Genomic DNA, 13,942 nt, shown 5'->3' on the forward strand with positions numbered 1-13,942 from the left:
TAGGGTAGCGGTCTTTTCAGCGTTATGCCATTGCATGATTCAAATATTAAAAATGACGTTGATCTGGCTTGGCACCAGATAGAGACCTTCAATGTTGAACGGCGGGCCATTCTGGCCACACACATTCAGCATCGCCACCCCAGGCTGGCCCGCGATCATCACGCAGAGGCTACCTTCGAGCGCCTTGGCCGAATTGCCAAACATTCCTGAGATCACCCCGCCCAGGGTTCCGGGCTCATCGCCTTCCGTCATGGGGATCACGGTCCCCAGATTGAATGCGAGCCCGCCAGCGATGATGACTTGCAGCGCGAGCGTCGCCGGGTCCGCCGTTGGCAGCATGGCCAGATTCGGATAAGGCAACGGCGTCGGCACCGGGCCAGCAGGCGAAGGTATCGGGGTAATGCAAACGTCCGGAAAACCGGTGGCCATGCCACCCCCATCAGTACAAGCAAACATCAGATGTTCTCCACTTCAGTGCCGTGATTTCGCTGTGAGGCTGAGCGTGATGGCTGTTTCGTTGCTTTGTTTCGTTGCTTTGTTTCACCGCCCTGTCTGTCATCTGCCATCTGCCGATCGTCGCTTCGTTCAACCCAGTTGGATATCGCCATCGGTATCGGCCTTGATGCGGTCGGTGCCGAACAGCGAAATATCCTGGGCAAACGCTTGCCAGTCGGTCGTGATGCGCTGGCGCATCGAGTTCGCGCTGGTTTCTTCGTGGCCAGTGATGCGCCGCACGCTTTCGCCCAGACATTCCTCCGCGCTGCCAGCGGCTTCGAAACGGTATTCGCTCCATTCACTGCGCTCGCGCCACACCGAGCGCGCTTCGTTGCCGTGCAGATGCAAGGTGTCGCTGTGCCAGTCGCAGCTCGAAAACCGCAGCGCGGCGTGACGCGCTTCGAGGCTCAGCGTGCCCGCCTCGGTGGCCAGTTGCACGTCGTCGCCAAGCAGCAAGACCCGTCGCGCGCTGGCGGGTGCGGCGCGTTCGATCACGCTCAGCACGTAACCGAGGTCGTTGGCCACGGTGACCAGCACCTTGTCACCCACCGCTGGTTGCAGCAGGCAGCCCGCCGCCAGCTTGACCTCGAAGGCAAAGCCGTCACAAGTCACCGCGAGTGCGCCATCGTCGTGCAGCGCGCTCACTTCGGCGTGGTAGAAGCTCGCCACGTGGGTTTGCGTCGAAGGTTTTTTGCTCGCCTGCATAAGATTGACTCCGGTTGATTCACTGTCTGTTTTGCTTGCTGCTTTTGCTTCGGCTTCGGCTTCGGCTTCGGCTTCGGCTTCGGCTTCGACTTCGACTTCGACTTCAGCTCCGACTTCGGCTTCGGCTTCGACTTCGTCTCCCGCTTCAGCTCCGACTTCGACTTCAGCTCCGACTTCAGCTCCGACTTCGACTCCGTCTTCGACTTCCGCTTCCGCTCCGTCTCCCGCGTCTACTCCGCCCCAGAAACCCGTTACAAAACCCAAACCCAAACCCAAACCATCAAACCACTGGACGCCACGCCAGCGCTTCGCGCAGCAGCAGATCTTCAGCCAGCGCGCGCTGGCGCTGGCAGCCGTCCCAGTTCACGCCGAACAAATCCGCGCCATCCAGCCTCGCGCCTTCCACCGTCGCGGCCGAAAAATCTGCGCCCGCCAGCTTCGCCTGGGATAAATCCGCGCGCTGCAACACCGCGCCCTTCAGCTTCAGTCCCGGTGCCTGCACCCCAGCAAGAAACGCCAGCGCCAGGTTCGCGCCAGAAAAATCTGCGCCTTCCAGTTGCGCGTCGTTGAACTTCGCCCCCGGTAGCCGCGCGCGGGCAAAGTTCGCGTCGCGCAGGTCACAGCCATTCAGCGCGAGGTACGGCGCGTCAGCGTCGGCAAAATCCGCCCGGCTCAGGTTGCTGCCGCCAAAGCCGCAGTTTTGCAGCCGCGCCCGGGTGAACTGGCTGCCGTTAAGGTTGCAGCCGCGCATCTGCACCAGACGCCAGTTCGCTTGCGCCAGGTTAAGCCCGCTCAGATCGCAGCCCTGGAAATAACCGATTTCGAGCGTGAGATTGGCCAGCCCAGCACCCGGTGCCTGGCACTGAATCCATGACACGCGCGTCAGGTTGGCCCCGTCGAACTGCGCCTGGGCTAGCTCGCACTGCCGCCATGCTGAACGCAGCAGGTTCGCGCCACGCCACGCGCTCTGGTTCGCGCTGCATCCAATGAAGCGGCTCGCGCGCAGTTGCGCCTGGTTGAACTGCGCGCCGTCGAGGCGGCAGTGGCTCCATTGGGTCTGTTCCAGTTGCGCGTCATCGAAGCGTGCCCCGCGCGCATCGACCTGTTCAAAGCGCGCCGCGCGTGCCACCAGGCCGCGGTAATCGCCGCCCGCGAGCACTATGCCGCGCAGCGTGAGGTTCTGCGCCAGCTGTTCTTCAAGCGCGGCGCGCGTCAGCGGTTGAGCGGCTGCACCCGCAGTAGCAGTAGCAGCGGCACCCGCAGCAGGGTTACGCACAGGACTAACCATCAACGTGCTCCTCCAGCAAACGGCAGCGTGTCAGCAGCGCTTGATACAGCTTCACGCCAGACACCTGCGCGCCACGGATATCCACGCCATACAGGTTGGCACCGGTCAGATCGAGATCGAGCAAGTGGGTTTTTCTCAGTGAGGCGGCCATCAGGTTCGCGCCGCGCCATTGCGCGTGTACGAGCTGTGAGCCGGTGAATTGCGCGCCACGGGCGCTGGCGTGATAGCCGTCAGTGCCGGTGAGATTGCATTCGAGCAGCAACGCGCGTTCGAGCTGCGCGTCGCATAACCGCGAGCCAGCGAGGCTGCTATTGCGCAAACAGGCCTGGGTCAGATTGGCCTGGGTGAAATCGCCCGCTTCGAGCACGCATTGCGAGAACACGCGCCAGTTCGTCAGGTTCGCCCCGCGCCATTGCCCGTCGCGTCCGTTGACGCTCTGCCATTGGGCCTTGTGCAACTGGGCCTGGTTAAAGCAGGCACGGTCGATCTGACAATGGGTGAAGCTCGCGCGCGCCAGGTTGGCGTGGGTGAAATCGGCCTCGCTCAGCGTGCAGTGGCGCAGCGTGATCTGCGCGCCGCCTAGTTGTGCCGCGCGCAGGCCATCGAGCGTGGATTCACTGAAACTCGCCCGCTCTAGCTTCGCCCCGCTCACATCGAGTTTGGGCGCGGTGCAACCGGTCCAGCGCCAGTCCGAGCCATCGCAGCCAGCGAAACTCGCTGCGCTCAGATCGCATGCCTTGAAGCTCGCGCCGGTGGCATCGGTGGCATCGAAGCGGGCCTGCTGCAAGGTGCATTCGGTGAACGTGGTGCGGCGCAATGCTGCGCGCCGCAATGAAGCACCGTTGAAGTTGCAGCCGATGAATTCGCTCTCGCTCAGATCAACGTGATCGAACGTCAGCGCCGACAAATCCTGCTGTTCGACGCGGATGCGAGTGAGCGGTTGATGTGCGGCGAGCCGCGCGCACAGCGCGGCAAGATCCAGCGGGGTACGGGCCGCACTGGAAGCCGGTGCGGCGCTCGCGGCGGCAGCAGCTTTCGCGGCTTTAGCGGCACGCGCGGCTTGCAAGGCTTCATCAGCGGCGGCGAGCTTCGCCTCGGAGGCTTCGACCGCCTGGCTTAACGCCGCCAGGTGCCCCAGCAACGGGCTCTTTTGCGCCTCGCTGAGCGGCAACGCGGCAACCCGCAGGTTGGCTTCCTGCAATGCCTCGGCTGGGGTTTGCCGCACCGCTGCCTTCACGTTCATTAACTGCTCGATCTGCGCGGCGGGCATGCCCACGCGCGCCATCTCCGCGCGCATTTCGGCCATCACGTCCGGCAATGGATCGCCCCGCTTGGGCGAGCGTGCCAGCGCTGCCTCAAACGCGGCCCGGCTGGGTGGCGGAAACAGCCCCACCAGCCCCGCGCCGCCAGGCTGCTGCGCCAGTTGCTGCGCCATTTCCTGGTGCTGGCTCAGCTTGCTCGCCCAGAGCGCATCCAGCTGCGCGGCGGCTTTCTGCGCGAGTTCCTCGGACGTCGGCACCACCACGGGCGCAGGCGGCGGCGGGACTGGCGGCACCGGCACGGCCTGGGCGCTAGCCGCGCGTGCGGCCATCTCGTCGCGCCAGCGTGCCGCCAGCGCTGCGGTGCTGGCGGCTTCATCGGACATCCGCTCAGTGAACACCTTGAGCCCCGCGACGTCGGTCGCATCGAGCTGATTCACACACCATGTCGCGCGGTACAACACCAGCACGCGTTCATCGTTCGGCAAGAGCCAGACCGTATCGAGATCCAGCGGGCTTTCACAAATCGCGCCGTCGTCCAGCCGTGCGCCGTTTTCGGCGCGGCTGTCGGCCCGCCACAGCAAGCGTGGACGCAAACCCGGCAAGCGGCCGCCCACCGTGTGCTGCTGCGCATGCATGCCGCTCACTTCATACCGCTCATTGCCGCTGAAGTAGCGCTCCATGCACTGGTCTTCGGTCACCGCATCAAAGAAGCGCGGATCGGTGTCATCGGGGTAATCGGGAAAACGCGTCTTGCGCCAGCGCTCGTCGAATGCGCCGAGCCACTGGGTGCGCGCGGGCACTTCGGGGGGCTGCGGCAGGAAGCTGGCGACGGCGGGACGGTCCGACGGCGTCAGGCATGGCGAGCCTGGCAGTTCGAGGTTGGGCAGCGGTGTGCTGGCCCAGTCAGCGCCTTCTGCGGCGTGGCCCCGGCCCTGCGGGTTATCGCGCCAGAGCGGGCCGCCATAGGCGTGGGCCAGATCGAGCGGCATCACCGCAAATGGCTGCGGCTCGCCTGGGATCCAGCCGCCGAGCCCGGCAGCGGCACGCCGCCAGGTCCGGTCGCCATACACATGCAGGATTTTTTCACGGTTGGCGCAGCGTGCCGTGACGGTCATCGCCAATACCTGGTGGCCCTGCGGTGCACATGCAGCGCCCGCGACAGCGAACACCCCACGGGATTTTTTCTCCCCCCGGTCGAACGGCTGGCCCTTGAACTGCTTCATCAGCGCGGCCCACGCGGCCTGCTCGTTCAGGCACTGGCCATCGGCACCGACCATATAGCCGAGCGTCACCGTCAGGCACGGTTTGCCAAAACGGGCACCATGGCTCAGCAAAATCAGCGCGTCGGAAGGTTTATCGATTTTCATCAGCTTCGGCTAAACAAAAAAAACAGCTCGCGCGGCGAGTGACATGGAACAGGTGATGCGGCTAGCCCATGCGCGCTTCACTCCTGCGCAGCGGCGGCAAACGACAAGCGGCAAACCACAAACGACAAGCACGGCCGCAGACTCCTGCCAGGACACGCGGCTCAACCGAGCATGATCACCTCGCCATCCATGACGATCGCGCTATCCGACGTAATCGTCACCTCGTCAGCCGTCATGGTCACAATCTCAGCTGGCCCCTCAGCTCCGCCGATATTCACCATTTGCCCAAACAACGCCGTCGCCCCCGTACCGCCGAGGTAAGTCAAGCCAGTCGATGTCACTCTGGCGGTTTCCGGCGTCATGAGAATCCCACTGCTATCAACGGTCAGCGCGATACTCAGCGGGCTAGACAGCGCCATCTCGCCCACGCTGGCGATGCTCGTTTCCGCTTGCGACTCCACGTTCACGCTCGCGGCAAAAACCTGCCAGTCGCCGAAAGTGAAATCCACCTCAGCCGTCGCGCCCATGCGCAACTCATTGGTCATCAGCGTCGTCAATCCGCTCACCATCACACAGCGCGAGCTCGCGCTGATATTGGTCGGCCCTTCGTTGAACTCCTGGTAGCCATTGGCCAGACGCAAAAACTGCCAGCCGGTGTAGGCCTGGACATTGACCAGCGCATACAGCGCTGAGCTGAAACCAGCGATGCTTTGCACTTGCGAGCCAAAGTAGTTCTGCGCCACGGAGCCGAGATAGTCCTGGATCATCGAGCCGATGCCCTGCGATTCCTCCGCTGCACCGTCATACCCCTCCGAATCGCTTGAGGATATGGCGTCCTTGCCTGTCGTCGAAAGATCTGACTTGACTCTTTGAATGGTGGCAACACGTGAACTGCCAGCCAAGCTCCCTAGCTTGTGCCCGCCCGTAATGGTTTCGCTATACGCCCCTGGCACCGAGCGCGTCGCGCTGCTCGACACCATCGCCATATGCCCTTGCGAACTCAACGCCATCCCAGGCGTCGCCGCCGCGCCCAGCACGATATTCGTGCCGGCCACCGGCGAAGCCATAGTCATGCTTTGCGCGCCATCCCGGTCGTCCATCAGCAAGCTGTTGCCGCCTGCGGTTTGCAGCGCGTTTTGCGTCGGGTTTTTCTGCGTCACCAGATTCGGGTGTTCCGAGTTCGGCACCGTAGCGGCGATCACCGGGCGGTCCGGGTCGCCGTTGATAAACGTCACCAGCACTTCGGTGCCTTTGTGCAACGGGAAATGCATGCCGTGGTTCGCGCCGCCATACGGCGTCGCCAGCCGCACCCAGGCCGAGCCGCGTCCAGCTTGCTTATCCGCGCGATCAAACAGGAACTGCACCTTGTAGCAGCCGTTTTCATCGAGTTCGGCCAGCTTGCCGTCGCCTTCGGCGTCGATCACCGCGCTGATATAGCCCGCGATGCGCGGCCATGGCGTCGTCAGCGCAGGCCGGTACTGCATGCTGTCCGGCAGCGCGGTGAATTCGTTGCGATAGCTGCGGCTCAGGTGGTCTTGCTGCGCGGCCACCAGCGGCAGCGGCTGCGCGCCCCAGTGCGTGACTTCGGTCACGTAGTAGCGCATGTTGCAGCGCTCGCGGAAGTGGTCATGCAGCGTCAGCGTGAAGCCTGCGCTCAGCGCCGCCGAACGCGTCGCGCCGCTAAAGCGCGTGGCCTCGCAAGCCAGCGCCTCAGCGCGTAACGCCGCGAGCCGTGTGCCAGCGCGCTCGCTGTCGAAGTGCTCGCCATAGCGGGTCCATTCGCCCACGTTGCCGCCGCTGACACGCTGCGCCACGCTCAGTTCGAGCATCGCGCGGGTCGCCGCGAAATCTTTCAGCGTGACTTGCTGCGCGGTATCGCGCGCGGCTTCGCTAAAGCGTTCGACCACGGCAGCCCCCTCGTCTGGGCGCAGGCTGCCGCCTGAGCGGTAATACAGATCGAGTGGCTGCGTGGGCTGCTGCGCCTGGCTGGCGCAAAACACCACCGCTTCGCTGTGTTCAAGCTGTTCGAAGTAGTAGTACCAACCTTCATGCGCGAGACGCCGGGTCAAAAACGCGAGGCAGCTTTCTTCGAACTGGCAGATGAAATTGTTCTGCGTCGGCGCGCTGTCCTCAGCCCCCGCCGCGAGCCGCAAATCGTAATCGCCTGAACCGCCCGGCTCGGCGGTCAGCGCGCCCTGGCGCAGCACCTGACGGATCACATCCGGCAGCGCGAGATTCAGATAGATCTCGCTGTAAATCCATTCGCGCAAACGCGCCAGGCGCGGCTCTAGCACCACCCGGTAATAGGTGAAGTGGTCGTCGCAGTCGAGCTGTGCCACCGAGGTCAGCACACCGTGCCGCCGCGCCACGGTGCCGTTCGCGTCGTTGATGGTCAGCGTGGCGCGGCTGCCCAGCAAGCTCTGCGGCTCAAGTGTGGCGAGCTTCGAGGCCAGCAGGATCTCGAAGCGGTACGGCTCCGACACCCGCTCCTGGCCCTGCCATTGCGACACGAGGAAGGTTCCGGCCACGTGGCCCGCGCACTCGAAGCTGTACTCGAACGCGGTCTCTGCAGATGACATGCCGGATGCGGCCAGCCCCAGTGCAGGAAAATTCAACGCGGCAGTCATGGAGTTACTCCGGTCGCTTTTGTGGCTTCGGTGGCTTCGGTGGCTTCGGTGGCTTCGGTGGCTTCCGTGGCTTCCGTGGCTTCGGTTGCGCCAGTCGCTCCAGCCACCTCGGGTCCTTGCCCCGTAGCCAATGCCGCCGGTGCCTCTGCTTCCTGCGCGCTCACGGCAAAGCCACCATCAGGGTCAAGGCTGACTTGCACCGCGCGCAGCACACGGCCATCGCATTGCGCGGCCAGCAGCACATCCGACAGACGCGGCAGCACGTGCTTGCGCACGATGAAATCAATATTGCGTGCGCCGCTTTCGACTTCGTGGCAGCGCTGGGTGATCGCCTGCACCAGTTCCGGCGCGAAGCTCAGCTCGATATGGCTGCCCACGCGCAACCGCTCGCTGATACGCGCCAGCTTGAGCCGCACGATGCCTTCAAGCGCGCTGGCCGGCAGCGTCACATACGGAATCACCGTCATGCGTGCCAGCAACGCGGGTTTGAAATGCTTTTGCAGCGCTGGGGTGATCTGCTCCACCAGCGCTTCCAGATCGGGCGCGACGCCTGCTGCCTCCGCTTTGGCGCAGGCAGTGACAATCTGCTCGCTAGCCAGGTTGGCCGTGAGAAACACCACCGTATTGCTGAAATCGACGTCACGTCCTTCGCCATCCGAGAGCGTGCCTTTGTCGAAGATCTGGTAGCAGATGTTGACCACATCCAGATGGGCCTTTTCGACTTCATCAAGCAACACCACCGAATACGGCCGCTGGCGTACGGCTTCGGTCAGCAAGCCCCCTTCGCCGTAGCCGACATAGCCAGGCGGCGAGCCGACGAGGCGGCTGACGGTATGACGCTCCTGAAACTCGCTCATGTTGATCGTGACCAGCGCAGCTTCGCCGCCGAACAGATGGTCGGCAATCGACAGCGCAGTTTCGGTCTTGCCAACGCCGCTGGGGCCGGTCAGCAAAAACACGCCGAGCGGTTGCTGCGGGTCTTTCAGGCCGGACGAGGCCGATTTGACGATATCGACGATGCGTTCAAGCGCGCCGTCCTGGCCACGGATGCGCGCCTTGAGCGTGTCAGCGAGCGCCATCACGGTGGCGGCGCGGTCGCGTTGCAGACGGCCCAGCGGAATCCCAGTCCAGTCGGAGACCACCTTGGCGACCGTCTCCGGGCCGACGTCAGTAAACAACAAGGGCTCGTCGCCTTGCAGCGCTTGCAGCGCGGCGCGGGCGGCTTGCTGGGTCAACGGTGTGGCGGGGGCTGCGGCATCGGCTGCGCTTGCGGCATCGGTAGCAACGGCCGCTGAAGTTCCAGCGGCAACCTCCGCGCTCGCGGCGCCGCTCGCCCCTGTCCCCGGCGCGGCTGCCACCTGCGCCCCATACGCGCTATCGCGCTGCGCCAGCACCGCCCGCGCGGCATCGCGCTCGGCGTGCCAGCGGGTGGTCAGCGCGGCCTGCTCGGCTTCCAGCGCGCTTTGCTCCTGCTCGATCTCCGCCAGCCGCGTGGCCTGATCGCCGTAACCAAACGACGCATCACGCTGCAGCGCCTCACGCTCGCGCAGCAGCGCCGACAACCTGCGCTCGGTCCGCTCCAGCCCCGCAGGCTTCACGTTCTGGCTGATCCGCACACGCGCCGCAGCGGTATCGAGCAAATCCACCGCCTTATCCGGCAACTGCCGCCCGGTGATGTAGCGATGCGATAGCTCAGCGGCTGCCACCAGCGCGTCATCGCGGATCGTTACGCCATGGCTCTTTTCATAGGCATCCTTCAAGCCGCGCAGGATATGAATCGTCGCCGCGACATCCGGCGCATCAAGCTTCACTAACTGAAAGCGGCGGGCCAGCGCGGCGTCTTTTTCAAAGTACTTTTTGTACTCGCTCCAGGTGGTCGCGGCGATGGTGCGCAACTCGCCGCGCGCGAGTGCGGGTTTCAGCAGGTTGGCCGCATCGCCGCCGCCTGCCTGGCCGCCCGCGCCAATCAGCATGTGGGCTTCGTCGATAAACAGAATGATCGGCTCAGGCGAGGCTTTGACTTCGTCGATCACCCGGCGCAAGCGGCTTTCGAATTCGCCCTTCACGCTCGCCCCGGCTTCCAGCAGCCCGAGATCAAGCCCCAGCAGCCGGGTGCCTTTCATGCTGTCGGGCACATCGCCCTCGGCGATACGCAGCGCCAGCCCTTCGACCAGCGCAGTCTTGCCCACGCCAGGTTCACCGACACAAATCGGATTGTTCTTGCGCCGCCGCGCGAGGATATCGACGATCTGGCGAATTTCCGCGTCGCGGCCAAACACCGGGTCGATCTTCCCTGCTGCAGCCTTCGCGGTGAAGTCTTCGCAAAACCGCGCCAGCGCGGATTCGCCCGTTGGGCCTGCGCCCTCCGCTGCAGCCGCCGCGCCGCCAGCGCCATCACTGCTGCCCGCCGCAGGCGAGCCTTCGACAGAACCCGCGCAGACGCTGCCAAACGCGTCACGCAATGCGCTCGCCTGCGCGCCGCGCAGAATCTGCGCATACGCCATGCCCGCAACGTAATAACCGCTGCGTTCAAGCAGCGCCAGCAACAGCGCGGCGCTACGAATCCGCGTCTGCCCGAGACTCACCGAGCTCACCATCCACGCGTCCTGCACCCATTCGGTCAGCAGCGGCGCGAACACCGGGCGGCCCGCATTGCCGCTCTTCAGTTGCGCCAGCGCGGTATCCACCGAATGCCGCAAGCGCGTCACGTCGATTTCCGCCTGGGCCAGCAGCAGCGGCACATCACCGGAAGGCTCATCGAGCAGCTTGCGCAGCAGATGCTCCACCCCGATTTCATAGTGACTGCGCGCCAGCGCGAGACCCGCGGCGTCTTCGAGCGCCTGGCGCGTGAACGGATTGAGTCGGGCGAATAGCGCCTTGAGGTCGAGCTGAATCATGCGAAGGCTCCTTGCGCAAAAGTCGGTTGTTCGTCGCCGGCCAGCAGCGTCAGTTTGACTGGCGCATCGGCCTGGTCGGGTAGTGCTTCGCCCAGCCAGGCATCAAGGCCGAGCCGGGCATGGCCGGTTTGCCCCAGCGCCAGAGGAAGGCGGGCGGGCGGATCGGGATAGAGAATCAGACGGCAGCACACTGGCTCGTGCAAATACAGCGTGAGCTGGCGCACCAGGCGCTGCCAGACCTGGCCGCCAGGCAGCAACTGGCTAAAGCGCTGCGCATTGAGCTGGCGCACATGGATGTTGACCACGCCACTGCGGCGCGCGACTTCGGTGCCCAGCAGCGTGCCGCCCAGCGTCGCGCTGGCGCTGCCCAGCTCACAGCGCGCATTGGCCGGCACGGCAATCACATTCAGCACACAGGGCTCGACCCGCACCCGGCCAAAGCCAATCAGTCCGCGCACCAGGGTTTGCAGCCCCAGCGCCGAGCGCGGCATATGCGTCATCAGCCCGGCAAAGCGCAGCAGTTCGGCTTCACGCGGCAAGCGCCGGTCGGCATCCATGCGGCCGATCAGCGCCAGCAGCAAATCGTAGCGCTGCCGCTCGCGGCTTTCCACCACGCCCAGCCAAAGCCGGTACTTTTCCCAGACCTGGAACAGCATCGGATACAACGCGTTGTGCACGATGTCGATGAAATCGCGCATCGCGCTGCGGCCATTGCGCGCTTCGTCGATCAGGTCTTCGGTATAGAACGTCGGCAGCGGCGACGACACGCCATACAGGCCAAAGAAGTTGACCCGCACGCGCACCTTGCCGCTGGCATCGGTCTCGATCTGCTCGATATCGTTGCCCGCGAAACCAAGGCCCAGCGTCGGCTGAAAGCGCACCGCTGCCTCGAACGCGGCACGGTCCGGATAGTCGCGCCGCAGCAGCCGCAGCGCCTGGAAAAAACCATAGCGCGGGCCGTCGGCTTCAAGTCGGCTCAGAGCAGTTGTTGCTGCCCGATCTTCGCTGGCCATTGCAATGTTTCTCCCGTAACCGGGTCGCTGATCGAGAGCCTCGAAAAGGCGTTCAAGCCAACAATCCCGGCAAAGAATTCGTCCAGCATCGCGCCAAACAGGAACAAGCCGCCCAGATTCACAAACGCATCGCTGCGGCACACCAGCCCGATCTCACAACCGGTCACGGGCACGCCACCCATCAGACGCTGCGCGGGGGTCACGGTATAGGCCTCGATCGCGTCGATGCGCCGTTGCTGCGCCACTTCGCTGACACCCGCGCGCGCGCCCGCCAGTTGCAGTGAGAGCAACTGGCGCAACTGCTTGACGCTGGAGAGCCGCAGATGATTCGCGCTCAAGTGCGACACCATGCGCCACAGCAGCCGGTCATCGAGCACCGGCAAACGGTATGAGGTGACCGGGCGGATGTTGTGAAAGCTCATGCGCGACGGCGAGTTGTCGGTGGGCAGACAGATATCGCCCAGCCGCAGCACTTCGGGCAACGCGCCATGCGTGCACAGCGCTTCGATCGAGAGTGTTTGCGGCACCCCGCTGGCGGCACCGGGCAACGGCGTGCCAGGGCTGCGGGCGAGACTCAGAAAACAATCCACGCCTTCTTTCAGCGGCGACTCGCGCAAGCGCAGGTGGTAGGTGTGCGGGCTGCCCGCGAACGCGGCGAACGGCAGGTAGTCCACCTCTTCGCCCGCGGTATAACCGCTCACGCGTTCGAGCGAGAAAATCTGCCCGACGCGCCGCCCGTCTTTTTCCTGCAAGCGCACTGGGTATTCCGCCTGGCGCTCGTCAAAGCTGATCGGATGCGCCTGGGCTTCGTACAGGTTGACGGCGGGAGTGGTGTTGAGCTGGAAGCTGGTGTCAGTCAGCGCCGGCGCCCAGTCGGGACACTCGTTGAGCACAAAGCGCAGGCTAAAACGGCCGCTCGTGCCACGCTCGCTCCAGCGCTCGAAGCCGCCGATATCGAGGTAGAGGAATTTCTCCGGGAAGACGAAGTATTCGCGCAGCAGCGCATGCGCAGGATGAGTGTTGTCGCTTTGCGGCACCAGCGCCGCGTCGGGGTCGAGCCCGGCCATCCCGATCACCTCGGACGGCAGCACGCTGACGGCCGCACCGGGCGCGCTCAGATGAATTTCACGCACATAGCGCATCATCAGCAACAGCAAGCGTGAGGCATCCGCCACCGCATCGCCCAGATACAGCCGCAGACGCTTGCCGCGCCATGCGTTCGGGTCGACGCCATCGAAGGCGAAATCGAGCACCAGGCTGCGTTGCGTGCCTTCGCCATCCCAGCGCGCGCCACGCAGCGTCAGCGGCTCGAGCGCCACCGCAAACGAGGTGCGAAACATCGTGCGCACGCCATCGACCGGCACCGAGGCCACCTCGGTGCCCGCCGGAATCTGGACCGTGCCGCCCAGCGGGCCTTTCGGCTGGAACTGCAGGACCGTCATGCAGGGCCACGGTTGCAGAAAATGCGGAAACAGCATCTGCGCCAGCGACTGGACGAACTCGGGAAACTCGTCATCGAGCCGCTGCCGCATCAGCCCGGTCAGGAACGCCACGCCTTCCAGCAGGCGTTCGACGTCCGGATCAGGCGCGACGTCCGCGCCCAGCAACGGCGCGAGCGCCGGATTGAGGGCGGCGAACTCGCTCGCCAGGCCGCGCAGACGGCCTAGCTCCTGTTCAAAGTAGGTATTCAGCACGATGGCCCCGTTTCAGTTGCACTCGGCCTTCCGGCGAGACCTGGGTCATCACGCTGACTGGCACGTCCTGCGAATCAATATTCAGGCTGCCTTCAATCGAAAAACTCAACGTCAACCGATGGCCCAGATCCGCCACGTAGGTCACGCGCGGATTTTTCAGGCGCGGCTCGTAGCGGCGCAACAGATGTGTCATGTCATCCACCGCCCGCTGCAAGCTGCCCGCTTCCAGCGAGCCCGCGAGGTTGGTGATATCCGGCACGCCCAGCTCGGGCGCGCTCGGCACACTGCCGCGGCGCGTGTTGAGCAAGCGCGTGAGATGGTCGAGGATCGACTGCATCAGCACATCGAAGCGCGTCGAATGCGAGCGCTCCTGGGTACTTTCCGATGCAGCAATGCGCTCCAGCAGTCTTTGCTCTCTCATGGCTGAGTCATGATGTGGTTCGCCTGGCGCCGGGAAAATCTCTGCATGCGACTCATGCAAACGATGAGCCGTGAATCGCTCTTCTGCGGTAAAGCAACGACAGTGGCCCCGAAAGAAAAAGGGCCGCCTGCCGCCTTATGACAACCATCACAACAATTACAACGGTTTGCTAA

The 13,942-nt window shown here is 64.3% G+C and carries 9 protein-coding genes; all 9 read right to left on the reverse strand.

Annotated features, from left to right (window positions below):
• Positions 1–39: 39 nt before the first annotated feature.
• The 9 genes from GH656_RS09055 to tssE all read right to left on the reverse strand — a co-directional run bounded on the left by GH656_RS09055 (position 40) and on the right by tssE (position 13,769).
• A complete protein-coding gene (locus GH656_RS09055; RefSeq protein WP_174769726.1) occupies positions 40–429 on the reverse strand; it encodes a DUF4150 domain-containing protein in 390 nt (129 codons plus the stop codon).
• A gap of 156 nt (positions 430–585) precedes the next feature.
• Positions 586–1,464 (reverse strand): DUF3540 domain-containing protein, encoded by an 879-nt coding sequence (locus GH656_RS09060; RefSeq protein ID WP_153075572.1) that lies wholly within the window; start codon positions 1,462–1,464, stop codon positions 586–588.
• Between the two features lie 16 nt (positions 1,465–1,480).
• Positions 1,481–2,488, reverse strand: coding sequence for a pentapeptide repeat-containing protein (locus GH656_RS09065; protein ID WP_153075573.1), 1,008 nt, complete (start codon positions 2,486–2,488; stop codon positions 1,481–1,483).
• On the reverse strand, positions 2,481–5,117 hold the full coding sequence (locus GH656_RS09070; RefSeq protein WP_153075574.1) for a DUF2169 family type VI secretion system accessory protein: 2,637 nt from the start codon (positions 5,115–5,117) through the stop codon (positions 2,481–2,483). The genes GH656_RS09065 and GH656_RS09070 overlap by 8 nt, the downstream gene beginning before the upstream one ends.
• A gap of 161 nt (positions 5,118–5,278) precedes the next feature.
• Positions 5,279–7,744, reverse strand: a complete 2,466-nt coding sequence (locus GH656_RS09075; RefSeq protein ID WP_153075575.1) for a type VI secretion system Vgr family protein — start codon at positions 7,742–7,744, stop codon at positions 5,279–5,281.
• Positions 7,741–10,641, reverse strand: a complete 2,901-nt coding sequence (tssH, locus tag GH656_RS09080) for a type VI secretion system ATPase TssH (RefSeq protein WP_217352241.1) — start codon at positions 10,639–10,641, stop codon at positions 7,741–7,743. Before tssH ends, GH656_RS09075 begins: the two co-directional genes overlap by 4 nt.
• A complete protein-coding gene (gene tssG / locus GH656_RS09085) occupies positions 10,638–11,654 on the reverse strand; it encodes a type VI secretion system baseplate subunit TssG (protein ID WP_153075576.1) in 1,017 nt (338 codons plus the stop codon). Before tssG ends, tssH begins: the two co-directional genes overlap by 4 nt.
• The gene (gene tssF, locus GH656_RS09090) at positions 11,618–13,348 is read right to left on the reverse strand and encodes a type VI secretion system baseplate subunit TssF (protein ID WP_153075577.1); all 1,731 of its coding nucleotides are present in this window, start codon (positions 13,346–13,348) and stop codon (positions 11,618–11,620) included. The genes tssG and tssF overlap by 37 nt, the downstream gene beginning before the upstream one ends.
• Entirely contained in the window at positions 13,329–13,769 is a 441-nt protein-coding gene (tssE, locus tag GH656_RS09095) for a type VI secretion system baseplate subunit TssE (protein ID WP_174769728.1), read from the reverse strand. Before tssE ends, tssF begins: the two co-directional genes overlap by 20 nt.
• Positions 13,770–13,942: the final 173 nt, after the last annotated feature.

Origin of the sequence: Paraburkholderia bonniea (assembly GCF_009455625.1) — a bacterium.
Lineage (GTDB): Bacteria > Pseudomonadota > Gammaproteobacteria > Burkholderiales > Burkholderiaceae > Paraburkholderia > Paraburkholderia bonniea.

What these genes read in the sequence shown, in the direction of transcription:
- GH656_RS09055 (WP_174769726.1), bottom strand. Translation starts at nt 429, where the DNA reads ATGGCCACCGGTTTTCCGGACGTTTGCATTACCCCGATACCTTCGCCT.
- tssH (WP_217352241.1), bottom strand. Translation starts at nt 10,641, where the DNA reads ATGATTCAGCTCGACCTCAAGGCGCTATTCGCCCGACTCAATCCGTTC.
- GH656_RS09075 (WP_153075575.1), bottom strand. Translation starts at nt 7,744, where the DNA reads ATGACTGCCGCGTTGAATTTTCCTGCACTGGGGCTGGCCGCATCCGGC.
- GH656_RS09065 (WP_153075573.1), bottom strand. Translation starts at nt 2,488, where the DNA reads ATGGTTAGTCCTGTGCGTAACCCTGCTGCGGGTGCCGCTGCTACTGCT.
- tssG (WP_153075576.1), bottom strand. Translation starts at nt 11,654, where the DNA reads ATGGCCAGCGAAGATCGGGCAGCAACAACTGCTCTGAGCCGACTTGAA.
- tssE (WP_174769728.1), bottom strand. Translation starts at nt 13,769, where the DNA reads ATGAGAGAGCAAAGACTGCTGGAGCGCATTGCTGCATCGGAAAGTACC.
- GH656_RS09070 (WP_153075574.1), bottom strand. Translation starts at nt 5,117, where the DNA reads ATGAAAATCGATAAACCTTCCGACGCGCTGATTTTGCTGAGCCATGGT.